At 69.7% G+C, this 16,279-nt stretch carries 11 protein-coding genes; 6 read left to right on the top strand and 5 right to left on the bottom strand.

The features are described 5' to 3' along the window. Window positions 1-12: 12 nt before the first annotated feature. Both CEK69_RS14125 and CEK69_RS14120 read left to right on the top strand, forming a co-directional pair. A complete protein-coding gene (locus CEK69_RS14125; RefSeq protein WP_026144649.1) occupies window positions 13-750 on the top strand; it encodes an ATP-binding cassette domain-containing protein in 738 nt (245 codons plus the stop codon). Beyond that, the gene (locus CEK69_RS14120; RefSeq protein WP_226975168.1) at window positions 747-2,249 is read left to right on the top strand and encodes a glycine betaine ABC transporter substrate-binding protein; all 1,503 of its coding nucleotides are present in this window, start codon (window positions 747-749) and stop codon (window positions 2,247-2,249) included. Before CEK69_RS14125 ends, CEK69_RS14120 begins: the two co-directional genes overlap by 4 nt. A 186-nt stretch (window positions 2,250-2,435) precedes the next feature. On the opposite strand, the gene CEK69_RS14115 is transcribed toward CEK69_RS14120, so the two are convergent. Further along, window positions 2,436-3,644: an aminotransferase class V-fold PLP-dependent enzyme gene (locus CEK69_RS14115; protein WP_226975167.1), complete on the bottom strand. Its 1,209-nt coding sequence runs from the start codon at window positions 3,642-3,644 to the stop codon at window positions 2,436-2,438. Window positions 3,645-3,714: 70 nt separating this feature from the next. Here CEK69_RS14115 and egtB point away from each other — a divergent pair, with 70 nt between their 5' ends. Both egtB and egtD read left to right on the top strand, forming a co-directional pair. After that, window positions 3,715-5,004 carry an ergothioneine biosynthesis protein EgtB gene (egtB, locus tag CEK69_RS14110; protein WP_152246248.1) on the top strand — a complete coding sequence of 430 codons (1,290 nt, stop codon included), beginning with the start codon at window positions 3,715-3,717 and terminating at the stop codon, window positions 5,002-5,004. Beyond that, entirely contained in the window at window positions 5,001-5,984 is a 984-nt protein-coding gene (gene egtD, locus CEK69_RS14105; RefSeq protein WP_152246246.1) for an L-histidine N(alpha)-methyltransferase, read from the top strand. Before egtB ends, egtD begins: the two co-directional genes overlap by 4 nt. A 202-nt stretch (window positions 5,985-6,186) precedes the next feature. On the opposite strand, the gene CEK69_RS14100 is transcribed toward egtD, so the two are convergent. From CEK69_RS14100 to sucC, 4 genes are all read right to left on the bottom strand, one after another. Beyond that, entirely contained in the window at window positions 6,187-7,824 is a 1,638-nt protein-coding gene (locus tag CEK69_RS14100; RefSeq protein ID WP_152246244.1) for an NAD+ synthase, read from the bottom strand. Window positions 7,825-8,284: 460 nt separating this feature from the next. Next, window positions 8,285-10,336 carry a pyrroloquinoline quinone-dependent dehydrogenase gene (locus tag CEK69_RS14095; RefSeq protein WP_152246242.1) on the bottom strand — a complete coding sequence of 684 codons (2,052 nt, stop codon included), beginning with the start codon at window positions 10,334-10,336 and terminating at the stop codon, window positions 8,285-8,287. Between the two features lie 379 nt (window positions 10,337-10,715). After that, window positions 10,716-11,591: a succinate--CoA ligase subunit alpha gene (gene sucD, locus CEK69_RS14090; protein WP_010342226.1), complete on the bottom strand. Its 876-nt coding sequence runs from the start codon at window positions 11,589-11,591 to the stop codon at window positions 10,716-10,718. Between the two features lie 22 nt (window positions 11,592-11,613). After that, the gene (sucC, locus tag CEK69_RS14085) at window positions 11,614-12,783 is read right to left on the bottom strand and encodes an ADP-forming succinate--CoA ligase subunit beta (RefSeq protein WP_010342227.1); all 1,170 of its coding nucleotides are present in this window, start codon (window positions 12,781-12,783) and stop codon (window positions 11,614-11,616) included. A 391-nt stretch (window positions 12,784-13,174) separates the two neighbouring features. Here sucC and CEK69_RS14080 point away from each other — a divergent pair, with 391 nt between their 5' ends. Both CEK69_RS14080 and CEK69_RS14075 read left to right on the top strand, forming a co-directional pair. Continuing rightward, window positions 13,175-14,788, top strand: coding sequence for an ATP-binding protein (locus CEK69_RS14080; RefSeq protein WP_152246240.1), 1,614 nt, complete (start codon window positions 13,175-13,177; stop codon window positions 14,786-14,788). Between the two features lie 82 nt (window positions 14,789-14,870). Continuing rightward, window positions 14,871-16,259, top strand: a complete 1,389-nt coding sequence (locus CEK69_RS14075; RefSeq protein ID WP_043095008.1) for a sigma-54 dependent transcriptional regulator — start codon at window positions 14,871-14,873, stop codon at window positions 16,257-16,259. Window positions 16,260-16,279 lie beyond the last annotated feature (20 nt).

Raw genomic sequence — 16,279 nt, 5'->3', positions numbered from 1 at the left:
TATGCTGCGGCGATGTTCGAACTGCATCGGGTCACCCGCCGCTACGGCGACATGCTGGCGCTGGACCAGGTCGATCTTCGCATCGCCCCGGGCCGCACCACCGCGTTGATCGGTCCCAGCGGCGCCGGCAAGTCCAGCGTGCTGCGCCTGCTGCTGGGGCTGGAGTGGCCGGATAGCGGCGAGGTGCGCTTCCAGGGCGAGCCGTTGCGTCGCGCCACCCTGTTGGCGCAGCGCCGGCGCATCGGCTACGTGATCCAGGAAGGCGGCCTGTTCCCGCACCTGAGCGCCCGCGACAACGCCGCCCTGCTGGCGCGCACGCTGGGCTGGACGCGGCCGCGCATCGAGGCGCGTCTGCACGAGCTCGCTGCGTTGTGCCGCCTGCCGGAAGCGCTGCTGGCGCGTTATCCAGCCGAGTTGTCCGGTGGCCAGCGCCAGCGCGTCGGACTGATCCGCGCCCTGTTGCTGGACCCGCCGGTATTGCTGCTGGACGAACCGCTGGGCGCGCTCGACCCGATCGTGCGCCACGAACTGCAGACGCAGATGCGCGAACTGTTCGCGCTGCTCGGCAAGACCGTGGTGCTGGTGACCCACGACGTCGCCGAGGCCGCCTACCTGGGCGATACCCTGGTCCTGATGCGCGGCGGCCGCGTGCTGCAGGAAGGCAGTGCACGCACTTTGCTGGAGGCGCCGGCCGATCCCTTCGTGAGCCAGTTCCTGCAGGCGCAGCGCACCCTGGAGGAGGCGCGATGACCTCGCGAGGCGCGCGCTGGCGCGCGATCGCAGTGGTCGCCTTGGGCAGCCTTGCCAGCCTGCTGGGTCTGCCGGCCGCTGCCGCCGATGCCAAGGTCGTGGTCGGCTCGAAGAACTTCACCGAAGCGGTGGTGCTGGGCGAGATCGCCGCCGGCGCCGGGCGCCAGGCCGGGGTCGAGGTCGAGCACCGGCGCCAGCTCGGCGGCACCCGAATCCTGTGGCGTGCGTTGGAGCAGGGTTCGATCGACGCCTATGCCGAGTACACCGGCACCCTGGCCGCCGAACTGCTGCACATGCCCGGCGCCGACGACGATGCGCTGCGGCAGGCGCTGGCGCAGCGCGGCCTGGCGATGAGCGCGCCGCTGGGCTTCGACAACACCTATGCGTTCGGCATGCGCCGGCAACGCGCGCAGGCGCTGGGCATCGTGCGCCTGTCCGACCTCGCCGCGCATCCGACGCTTAAGTTCGGACTGAGCAACGAATTCGTCTCGCGCGCCGACGGCTGGCCCGGCGTGCGCGACGCCTACGGGCTGCCGCAGGTGCCCACCGGCCTGGACCACGACCTCGCCTACCGCGCGCTGGACAGCGGCTCGATCGACCTCACCGACCTGTACAGCACCGATGCCGAGATCCCCGCGCACGACCTGCTGGTGCTGCAGGACGACAGGCATTACTTCCCGCGCTACGCCGCGGTGTTCCTGTACCGCGCCGACCTGGCGCAGCGCGCGCCGCGCTTCGTGCAGGCGCTGCAGCGGTTGGGCGGGCGCATCGACGCGGCGACCATGCAGCGGCTCAACGCCAAGGCCAAGCTCGACAAGCGTGCCGAAAGCGCCATCGCCGCACACTGGCTGGGCATCGCCGCGCCGGCCGAGGACGGACGGATGCAACGGCTGCTGCAACGCACCCGCGAGCACCTGGCGCTGGTCGGGCTGTCGCTGGGCCTGGCCTTGCTGGTGGCGCTGCCGCTGGGCATCCTGGCCGCGCATCGGCCACGGCTCGGCCAGGCGGTGCTGGCCCTGACGGGTGTGCTGCAGACGCTGCCGTCGCTGGCGGTGTTCGTGTTCATGATCCCGCTGTTCGGCATCGGCGCCAAACCGGCGATCGCCGCGCTGTTCCTGTACAGCCTGCTGCCGATCGTGCGCAACATGCATGCCGGCATCACCGGCATCCCGCGCGAGCTGCGCGAGACTGCCGCCGCGCTGGGCCTGCCGCCGGGCACGCGGCTGTGGCGGATCGAACTGCCGCTGGCGCTGCGCACCCTCCTCGCCGGCATCAAGACCGCGGCGGTGATCAACGTCGGCACCGCGACCCTGGGCGCGCTGATCGGCGCCGGCGGCTACGGCCAGCCGATCCTGACCGGCATCCGCCTGGACGACCTCGGTTTGATCCTGGAAGGCGCGGTGCCGGCCGCGCTGCTGGCGCTGCTGGTCCAGGGCCTGTTCGAGCTGCTGGAACGGGTGCTGACCCCGCGTGGATTGCGCCTGGCGGCGCGGCGGTAGGTCAAGCCAGCACCGCGGGCATCAGCGATGTGGCCGGCCTTCGGCAACCCGCACCCGCGCTAACGCATCACAGCGGCATCGGGTCGCGGCTGAAGCCAGGCATCAAACAGGATCGGCGATGCGGACCAGTAGTCGATTGCCTTCCCATCGAAACCGAAGACAGACAACGACCGCACGCACGTGCGCTCAAGCACGCGCCGCAGCCACCATCTCTTGCGCCAGGCCGCGCATCGCCTCCGGCGTCAACTGCAGATAGGGCGCGATGCGCAGGGCGCCATGGCGATGGGTGCAGATGACTTGCGCGTGCTGCAGCCATGGCAGCAAGGCCGGCATCGACGACGCTGGTGGGCGCAGCGCGTACAGGTGCGGCGCATGCCCAGGCACGGTCCAGTCGCCCGCGCCCAACGCATGCAACTCCGCGTCGAATGCCGCACCAAGTGCGCCAAGCCGCTGCGCGATGCGCGCCGGCTGCCACTGCTGCACCTGCTGCAGCGCCGCGCTGGCCATCGCCAGGCGCAGCGGGTCGGCGACGCCTCCGGCATCGAAGCGACGCGCGCCGCTGCGGTACGGGGGCGGCGCCTCGGCAGGGAACTGCCAATCCGCCCCCGGGTCGCGCGCCTGCCAGTGCTGCTCGAACGGCACGCCGTGCGCGCGCCAGTGCGGCGAGGCCCACAGCCATGCCAGCCCCATCGGTCCGAGCAGCCATTTGTGTCCGACCGAGACCACGAAATCCGGCCGCCAGGCGTCCAGCCGGGCCGGCAGCACGCCCAGGCTCTGGCTCAGGTCCAGCACCAGCATCGCGCCAACCGCATGTACGCGCGGCGCGATGCGGTCCAGATCCAACAGACTGCCGTCGCGCCAGTAGGCGTTGGGCAGGGTCGCCACGCGCACGCGCGGCTCTGCATCCAGCGTCGCCAGGACCGCCGCGGTCCAGTCCTGCCCAGGTGCGCGCCGCACCACCGCCAGGGACGCGCCGCTCTCGGCGCAGCGTTGCTGCCACGCCAGCAAATTCGATGGAAACTGGCCATCGAGCAGCAGGACCGCATCGCCGGGCGCCAACGGCACCTGCCGCGCCGCGATGGCCAGGCCATAGGCGGCCGACGGCACCATCGCCACGCCCTCGCTGTCGCCGGAGAACACCGTGGCTGCCGCGAGCACGCGTAGGTCTTCGATCTGCGCGCGCCACGCATCGAAGGACAGCGTCCACGGCATTATCGCATCGGCGAGCGCCGCCTGCCCCGCGATCAGTGCACGGTGCAGGCGCGGTCCCTTGCTGGCGGTGTCCAGATAGCGCACGCCGGGCGGCAGCGCGAACGCCTCCGCCGCGGCATCGAGGTCGACCAGGGCGCCGGCGGAAGCCGAACCGGCAGGGTGGTGCAAGGCGCTCGTAGACATGTGTCTAGGGTAACGCCGCGGTCCGCGACGCGTGACGGTCCGTTCACGCCGCTGCGCTAAGACTGCATCGATGCAAGCGATCTCTCCGGCGTCACCGCCCTCGCCCATCGCATCCGTCGCGACGCTGGCGGACCGCCTGCGCCGCGTGCGCGCACGCAGCCGTCATCTCGCCGCACCATTGAGCGAAGAAGACGCGATGGTGCAGAGCATGGACGACGCCAGCCCGGCCAAATGGCATCTGGCGCACACCACCTGGTTCTTCGAGCGGTTCGTGCTCGGCGCCGATCCGGCGTACCGCCCCCACGATCCGCAGTGGGACTACCTGTTCAACAGCTACTACCAGAGCATCGGTCCGGCGCATGCGCGGCCGCATCGCGGTCTGCTGTCGCGGCCATCGCTGGCGCAGGTGCTGGACTACCGCAGCGAGATCGAAACCCGCGTACTGGCGCAGTTGCAGGCAGGCGCGCTTGCGCCGCAGACCCTGCAGATCCTGGAGCTTGGCCTGCAGCACGAGCAGCAACACCAGGAGTTGCTGCTCACCGACATCAAGCACGCGTTCTGGCGCAATCCACTGGGCCCGGCCTATCGCGCCGACCTGGCGACCCAGCACGCGCCGGCGTCCCCGCTGCGCTGGCTTCAGCGCGACGAACAGATCAGCGAGATCGGTGCCGCACCGTGGCCGGCGCATGCCGGCTTCGCCTACGACAACGAATCGCCGCGGCATCGCGTGCTGGTGCCGGCGCATGCGCTGGCCAGCCGCCCGGTGAGCAATGCGGAATACGACGAGTTCATTGCCGATGGCGGCTATGCCACGGTCGGGCTATGGCTCAGCGACGGCTGGGCGCAGCGGTGCGCCGAGGATTGGCAGCGCCCGCTGTACTGGCATGCCGACGGCGCGCGCGAATTCACCCTGGGCGGCTGGCGCGAACGCGATCCGCATGCGCCGGTGTGCCATCTCAGCCTGTTCGAGGCCGATGCCTTCGCGCGCTGGGCCGGCGCGCGCCTGCCGACCGAGGCGGAGTGGGAACAGGCGGCCACCGGTGTCGCCATCGCCGGCAACTTCGTCGACACCGATGCACTGCATCCGCAGTCGACGGCGCCTGCCGACACCGGCCCGCAGCAGTTGTTCGGCGATGTCTGGGAATGGACCGGCAGCGCCTACCTGCCATACCCCGGCTTCCGCCCGTGGTCGGGCACGCTGGGCGAATACAACGGCAAGTTCATGAACGCGCAGTGGGTGTTGCGCGGCGGCAGCTGCGCCACGCCGCACGACCACATCCGCGCCAGCTACCGCAACTTCTTCCCCTCCGATGCGCGGTGGCAGTTCGCCGGCGTGCGCCTGGCCAAGGATTCCGCATGAATGCCGCAACCGCCCGTGCTTTGACCGAGGCCGCCCTGACCGACCTGCATCCGCAAGCGGACGACATTGCCGCCGATGCGATCGCCGGCCTGTCGTGCAGCCCCAAGCAGCTACCGTCCAAGTATTTCTACGACGCCGAGGGCTCGCGCCTGTTCGAGGCGATCACCCGCCAGCCCGAGTACTACCTGACCCGCACCGAGCTGGATTTGCTGGAAGCGCGCATGCCCTCGATCGCGCAGGCGGTGGGCACCGGCGCGCACGTGGTGGAACTGGGCAGCGGCAGCGGCCGCAAGACCCAGTTGCTGCTGGACGGCCTGCGCGTGCCGGTGGCGTACACGCCGATCGAGATTTCCCGCGACATGCTGATGTCCAGCACCACGCGGCTGGCCGAGCGCTTCCCGCACATCCAGATGCTGCCGGTGTGCGCCGACTTCACCGCGCCGGTGGCGCTGCCGGCACCGCAGCGCGGCGCACGCCGCACCCTGGTGTTCTTCCCCGGCTCGACCCTGGGCAACTTCACCCACGAGGACGGCATCGCCCTGCTGCGCTCGATGCGCCAGACCATGGGCGCGGACGGCTGCGCCCTGGTCGGCATCGACCTGGTCAAGGACACGGCGCTGCTGGAGGCGGCCTACAACGACGCCGCCGGGGTCACGGCCGAATTCACCCTGAACCTGCTGCGCCGGCTCAACCGCGAGATCGGCAGCGACTTCGACCTGGCGCAGTTCCGTCATCATGCCGTTTATTCGGAAGCGCGCGAGCGCATCGAGACCTTCCTGGTCAGCCAGTGCGCACAGCAGGTGACCGTGGCCGGGCGCCGCTTCCATTTTGCCGAAGGCGAAGCGATGCAGGTCGAGTACAGCCACAAGTACACCGACCAGAGCTTTGCGGCGATGGCCGCCGAGGCCGGTCTGCGCGTCAGCCACGGTTGGAATGCGCAGGACGATGCGTTTGGGTTGCGGTTGTTGCAGGTGGTTTGAAGGCCGGGATTGGGGAATCGGGAATGGGGATTTCCAGAAGCGACTACGGCGCGCGCTTCGGCAGTTTCCTGTCAACGCGCCCCTCGTAACCTGTCTCGTAAGAGCGGCTCCAGCCGCGACGGGCGTTCCCCATAAACGCTGGCAAGGCCCGTCGCGGCTGAAGCCGCTGCCACAGATGACGGATGCCAGGTCGACTACCGCGTTAGGCCTGATACCCATTGCTGATCGGATAGCGCCGCTCGCGCCCGAACGCGCGGCGCGACACCTTCGGGCCCGGCGCGGCCTGGTGGCGCTTCCATTCGCTGATGCGCACCAGCCGCACCACCCGGTCGACCACCTCGGCGGCATAGCCGGCGGCGACGATCTCGTCGCGTGATTCTTCCTGGTCGACGTAGCGGTACAGGATGCCGTCGAGCACGTCGTACGGCGGTAGCGAATCCTGGTCGGTCTGGTTGGCGCGCAGCTCCGCCGAGGGCGGCCGCGCGATCACCGCCGGCGGGATCACCGGCGCACCGCCGACCGTGTTGCGCCACTTCGCCAGGCCGAACACCTCGGTCTTGTACAGGTCCTTCAGCGGCGCATAGCCGCCGCACATGTCGCCGTAGATGGTGGCGTAGCCCACCGCGTACTCGCTCTTGTTGCCGGTGGTCAGCAGCAGGCCGCCGAACTTGTTGGCCAGCGCCATCAGGATCACGCCGCGGCTGCGCGACTGCAGGTTCTCCTCGGTGACGTCGGGCTCGGTGCCGGCGAACAGCGGGCCGAGCGCGCTCAGCAGGCCCTCGAACGCCGGCTCGATCGCCACCGTCTCCAGCTTCACGCCGAGGACGCGGCATTGATCCGCGGCTAGGTCGTTGGACAGGTCGGCGGTGTAGCGCGACGGCAGCCGCACCGCGGTGACGTTGTCCGCGCCAAGCGCGTCCACCGCCATCGCCAGCACCAGCGCCGAATCGATGCCGCCGGACAGGCCCAGCCACACTTTCGAAAAACGATTCTTGCCGCAGTAGTCCTGCAGCCCGCGTACCACCGCGCGCCAGGCCAGCGCATCCATGCTCTCGTCGCCGTCGTCGGTCCAGCGCAGCGGCGCGAAGCGGCGCGCGGCGGTGTCGTATTCCACCACCAGCCATTGGTCGGTGAAGGCCGCCGCGGCCGGATGCACGGTGCCGTCGCCGTCGGCGACCACCGAGGCGCCGTCGAACACCAGCGCATCCTGGCCACCGACCACGTTGAGATAGGCCAGCGCCGCGCCACTCTCGCGGCTGCGCTCGGCCAGCAGCGCGTCGCGCTGCGCATGCTTGCCGCGTTCGTAGGGGGAGGCATTGGGCACCAGCACCAGTTCCGCGCCCGCCTGCACGGTCGCCGCCAGCGGCTCCGGGAACCACAGGTCCTCGCAGATCACCAGGCCGACCGGCGTGCCCTTGACCTCGAACACGCAGTTCTCGCCGTCCGGGTCGACATCGAAGTAGCGGCGCTCGTCGAACACCGCGTAGTTGGGCAGTTCGCGCTTGCGGTAGGTGCGTTCGATGCGGCCGCCGCGCAGCACGCTGGCGGCGTTGTAGACCACGCTGCCGGCGCTCTGCGGCCAGCCGACCACCGCGACGATGCCACGCACCTGTGCGGCAATGCGCTGCACCGCGCGCTCGCAGTCGGCCAGGAAGCCCGGCCGCAATAGCAGGTCTTCCGGCGGATAGCCGCTGACCGCCAGTTCCGGGAACAGCACCACGTCGGCGCCGTACTCGTCGCGCGCCTCCTCGATCAACGCAATGATCCGGTCGGTGTTCTGGGTCACGGCGCCGACCGGGAAATCGAACTGGGCCATGGCGAGGCGGAGGGAAGCGGACATAGGCAACCTTGCAGGAACGGATGGAAGACCGTCAGGCGCCAAACGAGCGCATCGCACCTGCCGCGGCGCCGTTGCATCGCACGGCCCCATGCGCAGTGTAGCGCTGTGCCGGGTTGCGGCCGATGATGCGCGTGCCGCCACGTTGGAGTGTGGGCATGTAGCCCACGCAGGCCGCATCTTGGATGTGCACATGGCGGCAGCCGCGGCGCTGCCGCAGGACGCTCTCCAAGGTGCACGCCCCCGAGAAAGCCGCTTGGCCAGGCACCCCGCGTCGCGACTGAAGTCGCTCCCACAATCGAGCAACATGCACGACCAATAGAAATCGCTGGTGCATGCGCCGCGCTTCGCCGCCGAAGCCGCGCTCACTTCAGGGACAGCACGTGCAGAGGCGTCACTGTGGGAGGGACTTCAGTCCCGACTGCATCACCCCCGAAACGCCGACCAGCCACCGCGCTCCGCTTCAGCGTGCCCCACCACCAGCCCGTGCACGCCGCCGCCAGCGCCGCAGCAACATCACCACTCCCGCACACAAACTCAGCCCAGCGAGGCCCAGCACCGCCATGCGCACGCCGACGCCGTGCTGGAACACCACGTCCTTGCCCTCGCCGTCGAGCGTGTAGGCGACCACGTAGTCGCCCATCGTGCCCATGCCTTCGCGCCCGCCGGCCGCGATCACCACGTACTGCTTGCCCCCCACCGCATAGACCGAGGGCGTGGCCTGGCCGCCGGCCGGCAGCTTGGCCTCCCACAGGGTCTTGCCGGTGGCGCTGTCGAGCGCGCGCAGGCGCGCATCGGCCGCCGCGGCGATGAAGGTCAGGCCACTGGCCGTGGTCACCGCGCCACCGAGCAGCGGCGTGCCCACCTCCAGCGGCAGCCACGGCAGTTTCTCTTCCAGCGTGCCGAGCGGGCGCTCCCAGGCGATCTTGCGCGTGCGCAGATCCACCGCCACCAGTCGCCCCCACGGCGGCTTGACGCAGGGAATGCCGCCTGAGGAGCTCAACATGCCGCGGCGCATGTAGTACGGCGTGTCTTCCATGTCGTTGAACTGCTGGTCCGGATGGCGCGCATGCTCGGCCTTGCTGAACTGCTCGCGCGGGATCAGCGCCACCTGCATCGGCAAGTCCGACACCGGCATGATCGCCAGCTGGCGCTGCGGATCCACCGCGATGCCGCCCCAGTTCACGCCGCCGGCCCAACCCGGCAGCGCGATCGTGCCGCGCACGCTGGGCGGGGTGAACAGGCCTTCCGAGCGCAGCCCGGCGATCAGCGCTGCGCATTCGCGGCGCGCGCCGGGCGTCGCCCCCCAGGCGTCGGCGGCAGTCAGCGGCGTGTGCCGCGCCAGGCGCAGCCCCGGTTCGGGCATCGGCTGGGTCGGCGAGGCGCGTTCGCCCGGCACGTCGGAAGCCGGCACCGGCACCTCGCTGATCGGGAACAGCGGCGTGCCGTCGCGGCGATCGAAAGCGAACAGGAAGCCGGTCTTGGTCGCCTGCAGCACCGCCGCGCGCGGTCCCTGCGCAGTCTGCACGGTGGTCAGCACCGGCTGCGAGGCCAGGTCGTAGTCCCACAGATCGTGATGCACCAGCTGCTGCGCCCACACCCGGCGCCCGCTGCGCAGGTCCAGCGCCACCAGCGAGTCGGTGTCACGGTTGTCGCCCAGGCGCTCGCCGCCGTAATAGTCGGGGCTGGCCGAGCCGGTCGGTACGTAGACCAGGCCCAGCGCCGGATCCACCGACAGCGGCGCCCAGGCATTGCCGCCGCCGACCGTGGCCGCCTGCTCCGGCTGCCAGCCGGCGGCGGTGGCCTTGACCGGATCGCGCGGCACCGGATCCCACCGCCACAGTTCGCGGCCGCTGCGCGCGTCGTAGCCACGCACCACGCCCTGCTCCAGCGCATGCCCGCGGTTGTCGCCGATCGAGCTGCCGACCACCAGCACGTCGCCGGCCACCACCAGCGGCGAGGTCACCGCATAGTTGGCCCAGGCATCGCTGGCGTTGTCGTGCACATCGATGCCGGCATGCAGGTCGATCGTGCCGTCCTTGCCGAACCCGGCGCAGGGCTTGCCGTCGGCGGCATCCAGCGCGATCAGCCGCGCATCCAGAGTGCCGTACACGATGCGCTTGCGGCACGCGCCCGCCGTCGCCTGGGTGTCGCGCCAGAAACTCACCCCACGCGAGGCCGGGTCGCTGTAGTGCTTGTTGCGCGCGACCTTGGCATCGAACGACCACAGTTCGCGGCCGCTCGCCGCATCCAGCGCGAAGGCGATGCCGGTCCCGGTGGTGAGGTACATGCGTCCACCCAGCACCAGCGGATTGGCCTCGAAGCGGCGCCGTTCCGGATCGGGCAGGCCCGCGCCGAGTTCGCCAGTGCGGAACGACCAGGCGATGCGCAGCCGGCCGACGTTGTCCGGGGTGATCTGGGTCAGCGGCGAGTACTGCCCGCCGCCGGGCGCGCCGGCATAACTGGCCCAGTCGCCTGGCGCCGCCGCGCAGATGCCACCGATACCCATCGCCATGCCCGCCCCGCATACCGCTGCCCGCCATCGCCTGATCACGCATCCGCTCCTGTCGCTGTCGAAGAAAGTGGCGGCAGTGTCGGCACAGTGCCGGACCGTGTCGGCAACGCAGGGACGGCACCACCCGGCCAGGGGACCAATGGCGGGGCCGCAGGGACGAATGGCGACCAAGGGGATGGCGCAACTGCTTGATTGCGCAGACGTTGGCGGGGCAGCAGTGCGTGCCCGCCCCATCCGCCTCGTCGCGCCAGGGACACTGCGGCAGTGCCGCGTACCGGATCCTCTAAACGCAAAAGGCCTCGCTCGCGCGAGGCCCTTGCGGACAGCGGCGGCGACAACGACGCACCCGAAGGCGGGTCGCTGCAGCAGCGCTGACGGCTTACTTCACCAGCGAGGCGATCGCCGCACCCAGGTCGCCCGGCGAGCGGACGGTCTTGACGCCTGCGGCTTCCATCGCCGCGAACTTGCCCTCGGCCGTGCCCTTGCCGCCCGAGGCGATCGCACCGGCGTGGCCCATGCGCTTGCCGGCCGGGGCCGAAGCACCGGCGATGAAGCCGACGACCGGCTTCTTGACGTGCTTGGCGATGTACTCGGCACCGGCTTCCTCGGCGTCGCCGCCGATTTCGCCGACCATGATGATGCCTTCGGTCTGCGGATCTTCGTTGAACAGCTTGAGGCAGTCGACGAAGTTCAGGCCGTTGATCGGGTCGCCGCCGATGCCGATGCAGGTGGACTGGCCCAGGCCGACTTCGGTGGTCTGCTTGACTGCTTCATAGGTCAGCGTGCCCGAACGCGAGACGATGCCGATCTTGCCCGGCTTGTGGATGTGGCCCGGCATGATGCCGATCTTGCACTCGCCCGGGGTGATCACGCCGGGGCAGTTCGGCCCGATCAGCACGGTGTCCGGATGCGAGCGGGTCAGCACGTTCTTGACACGCAGCATGTCCAGCACCGGGATGCCTTCGGTGATGCAGACGATGACCTTGATGCCGGCCGCGGCCGCTTCCAGGATCGCGTCGGCCGCGAACGGCGGCGGCACGTAGATCACCGAAGCGTCGGCGCCCGTGCTCTGCACGGCATCGGCCACGGTGTTGAACACCGGCAGGTCGATGTGGGTGGTGCCGCCCTTGCCCGGCGTGACGCCGCCGACGACCTGGGTGCCGTACTCGATCATCTGAGTGGCGTGGAAGGTGCCCTGCTGGCCGGTGAAGCCCTGCACGATCACCTTGGTGTTCTTGTTGATCAAAACAGACATTGGAGTTCCTTGGTGTCGTGGATCAGGCAGCGTTCTTGACAGCTTCAACGACCTTCTTGGCGCCGTCGTTGATGTTGTCGGCCGGGATGATGGCCATGCCGCTGTCGCGCAGCAGTTGCTTGCCTTCTTCCACGTTGGTGCCTTCCAGGCGCACCACGACCGGCACCTTGACGCCCACTTCCTTGACCGCCGCGATGATGCCCTCGGCGATCATGTCGCAGCGGACGATGCCGCCGAAGATGTTGACGAAGATGCCTTCGACCTTGTCCGAGGACAGGATCAGCTTGAACGCCTCGATCACGCGCTGCTTGTTGGCGCCGCCGCCCACGTCCAGGAAGTTCGCCGGCTCGCCGCCGTTGAGCTTGATCACGTCCATGGTCGCCATGGCCAGACCGGCACCGTTGACCATGCAGCCGATGTTGCCGTCCATGGTGACGTAGTTGATGTCCAGCTCCGAAGCGGTCACTTCGGTCTCGTCTTCCTGGGACTTGTCGCGCATGGCGACCAGTTCCTTGTGGCGGAAGTTGGCGTTGTCGTCGCTGTTGAACTTGCCGTCCAGCGCGTAGAGGTTGCCGTCGTCGAGGATGGCCAGCGGATTGATCTCCACCAGCGCCAGGTCCTTCTCGTTGAAGATGCGGTACAGGTTGACCATGATGCTGGCGAACTGGCCTGCCTGCTTGGCGGTCAGGCCCATCTTGAAGCCGATGTCGCGGCCGTGGTAACCCTGCACGCCCTCGACGAAGTCGACGTTGAGGGTGTGGATCTTGTCCGGGGTCTCGGCGGCGACCTGTTCGATCTCCATGCCGCCCTCGGAGGAGGCGATGTAGCTGATGGTGCGGGTGCCGCGGTCGACCAGCACCGACAGGTACAGCTCCTTGACGATCTCACCAGCGGTGGTCACCAGCACCAGGTTGATCGGCAGCTCGACGCCGGCGGTCTGGTAGGTGGCCATCTTGGTGCCGAGCAGCTTCTCGGCAACGGCCTTCACATCGTCGGTGGTCTTGCAGAACTTGACGCCGCCGGCCTTGCCGCGGCCACCTGCGTGGATCTGCGCCTTGACCATCCAAGGGCCAGCGCCAAGCGACTTGGCGGCTTCAACCGCTTCTTCCGGAGTCGCCGCGACCTTGCCGGCCGGGACCGGGATGCCGTACTCGGCAAGCAGTTGTTTTGCCTGATATTCGTGGAAATTCATGCGTCACCGTGGGAAAAGGAACGACCGTCCCGCAGCGATCCGGGCCCTGAGTGGCGGCCGGGAGCGGTACGGACGGGACGCCTATTGTCGCCGACCGAGGGCGGCGGCGCAAAAGCGCCGGCGGCCTGGCCCGACCGAGGCCTCCGGCGAGGTCCGCGGTGGCGCCACCGGGTGGAGCAGGCACTCGGGCGCCCCCGCCATGCTTCCCTCACTCCGCGACGTCGTCCTTGGCCCTTGCCCCGATCCGGCGCCGGGCTGCCGGCGACGGCAATCGCGGTTTCCCCGTCGAGGGCGGTGACGGCCCAGGCAGGTCGCCACCGCCCCGGTCGCCCTCCGCGTAGACGGCGCCGCCCCTATACTCGCGCCGTCCGCTGTCCGCCCGGAGTCCGGCTTGCCCACCAGCGCCTCGCTCATCGATCGCATCGAGTCCATTCCGCGCCGCGAGCTGTACTTCTTCGCGCTGTACCGGGTGCTGGTGGCCGGGCTGATCGCCGCCCTGGTGTTCAGCCCGCTCAGCGTACTGGTGGGCGAACCGCGCTACCCGCAACTGGCCGCCACCTTGTCCACCGCCTACCTGGCGGTGGCGCTGGTGTTGCTGATGTGGGGGCGCAACGAGGCGCACCTGGCGCCCATCGTCGGTTTCAGCGCCTTGGCCGACATCGTCGCCGCGACCCTGGCCGCGCATGCCCTGCCCGCGGCCAGCGCCGGCATCGCGATGATGCTGCTGTTCAACGTCGCCGCCGCGGCAATGCTGCTGCGCCTGCGCGGCGGCATCGCCATCGCCCTGACCGCCTCGGCGGCGACGCTGGCCGAATACGTCTGGAGCGTGCTGGACGGCGCCGACAACACCCGCAGCCTGGCCGAACTGGCGATGTTCGCCACCAGCTACCTGGCGGTGGCCTACATCTGCAACCGGATCGGCCAGCGTGCGCGCACCAGCCAGCACCTGGCCGAGCGCCGTGGCGCCGAGGTGGCCAATCTCTACGAAATCAACGAACTGATCATCCGCCGCATGCGCACCGGGGTGCTGGTGGTGGACGCGCAAAACCGGGTGACGCTGGCCAACGAGGCCGCGTCGGCCCTGCTCGGCGATACAGACGGCAACAGCGGCAGCGGCCGGCTGGACCTGGCCAGCGCCGCGCCGGAACTGGCGCGGCGCCTGCAGCGCTGGCGCAACGGCTGGAACCAGGACGAAAGCCCGCTGCAGCTGTCGCCGGACCAGCCGGAGGTGCAGCCGCGCTTCGCCCGGCTGCTGGCCGAGGGCGACCTGACCCTGGTGTTCCTCGACGACGCCACGGTGGTGTCGCGGCGCGCCGAATCGCTGACGCTGTCGGCGCTGGGCCGCTTCTCGGCCAGCCTGGCCCACGAGATCCGCAACCCGCTGGCCGCGATCAACTATGCCTCGCAGTTGCTGGAGGAATCCCCGGCGATCGGCGATGCCGACCGCCGCCTGCTGCAGATCATCCACCAGCAGTGCCAGCGCACCAACGGCATCGTCGAGAGCGTGCTCGGCCTGGCCCGGCGCGAGCGCTCCAATCCGGAGAACCTGGACCTGGGCGCGTTCGTGCGCCGCTTCGTCCTGGAATACCGGCAGACCCTGTCGATCGAGACCGACAGCCTCGAAGCGATCCTCGCCCCGCAGCCGGTGCACGCGCTGGTCGATCCCAAACACCTGCACCAGATCCTCAGCGCCCTGGTGCACAACGCGCTCAAGTACGGGCGGGTGATGGAGGAGCCGGCGCGGGTGCGCCTGCGCGTGGCGCTGCAGGAGCGCAACGCCATCGTCGACGTGATGGACCGCGGCCCCGGCATTCCCGAGGCGGTGGCGGCGCAGCTGTTCCGGCCGTTCTTCACCACCTCCGAGCACGGCACCGGGCTGGGCCTGTACATCGCCCGCGAGCTGTGCCGGGCCAACCAGGCGCGCCTGGAGTACGTGCCGGTGCCGGCCGGCGGCGCCTGCTTCCGCGTCGCCCTGCCCGGCCCGCACGCCATGCTCAGCGGCTGAAAGGTGAGAATCGCTCCGCCAGCGCGCGGCCGGCGCCGGTAAATTGGCGCATGCCCCGGTTCCTACGCTATCTTCCCTGCACATGAACGAAACCCGAAGCGCCCTGGTCGTCGACGACGAGCGCGACATCCGCGAGTTGCTGGTCCTGACCCTGGGCCGGATGGGGCTGCGCATCAGCACCGCCGCCAACCTCGCCGAAGCGCGCGAACTGCTGGCGAGCAATCCCTACGATCTGTGCATCACCGACATGCGCCTGCCCGACGGCAACGGCATCGAACTGGTCAGCGAGATCGCCAAACACTACCCGCGCACGCCGGTGGCGATGATCACCGCCTTCGGCAGCATGGACCTGGCGGTGGAAGCGCTGAAGGCCGGCGCCTTCGACTTCGTCAGCAAGCCGGTGGACATCCAGGTGCTGCGCGGCCTGGTCAAGCATGCGCTGGAACTCAACAACGAAAGCCGCGCCGCGCCGCCGCAGCCTGCCCCGGAGCAGGCCAGCCGCCTGCTCGGCGCCTCGGCGGCGATGGACGCCCTGCGCAGCACCATCGCCAAGGTCGCACGCAACCAGGCGCCGGTCTACATCCTCGGCGAATCCGGCGTGGGCAAGGAACTGGTCGCGCGCACCATCCACGAACAGGGCGCCCGCTCCGCCGGCCCCTTCGTCCCGGTGAACTGCGGCGCGATCCCGGCCGAACTGATGGAAAGCGAGTTCTTCGGCCACAAGAAGGGCAGCTTCACCGGCGCCCACGCCGACCAGGCCGGCCTGTTCCAGGCCGCGCACGGCGGCACCCTGTTCCTCGACGAGGTCGCCGAACTGCCGCTGCCGATGCAGGTCAAGCTGCTGCGCGCGATCCAGGAAAAATCGGTCCGCCCGGTCGGCGCCGCCACCGAGGTGCCGGTGGACGTGCGCATCCTCTCGGCCACCCACAAGGACCTGGCCGACCTGGTCGCCGAGGGCCGCTTCCGCCACGACCTGTACTACCGCATCAACGTGATCGAACTGCGCGTGCCGCCGCTGCGCGAGCGCGGCGGCGACCTGCCGCAACTGGCCGCGGCGATCCTGGCGCGGCTGGCCAAGAGCCACGGCCGCCCCACCCCGCTGCTGTCGCCCTCCGCCCTGGACGCACTGAGCAGCTACGCCTTCCCCGGCAACGTGCGCGAACTGGAAAACATCCTCGAGCGCGCCCTGGCAATGGCCGAGGACGACCAGATCAGCGCCACCGACCTGCGCCTGCCGCAACCCGGCAACCATGCACGCAGCGCCGCCGAGGCCGCTCCCGCACTGCCGCGCGGCGTGGTCGACATCGACCCCAGCTCCTCCGCCCTGCCGTCCTACATCGAGCAACTCGAACGCGCCGCGATCCAGAAGGCGCTGGAAGAGAACCGCTGGAACAAGACCCGCACCGCCGCGCAGTTGGGTATCACCTTTCGCGCGTTGCGCTACAAGCTGAAGAAGCTGGGGATGGAGTAGTGAAGCCGGGAATGGGGAAT

The sequence above is a fragment of the Xanthomonas sp. LMG 12462 genome (assembly GCF_009192885.1).
In the GTDB taxonomy this organism is placed as follows: domain Bacteria; phylum Pseudomonadota; class Gammaproteobacteria; order Xanthomonadales; family Xanthomonadaceae; genus Xanthomonas_A; species Xanthomonas_A sontii.
This window is presented reverse-complemented; position numbering and strand designations above follow the sequence as displayed.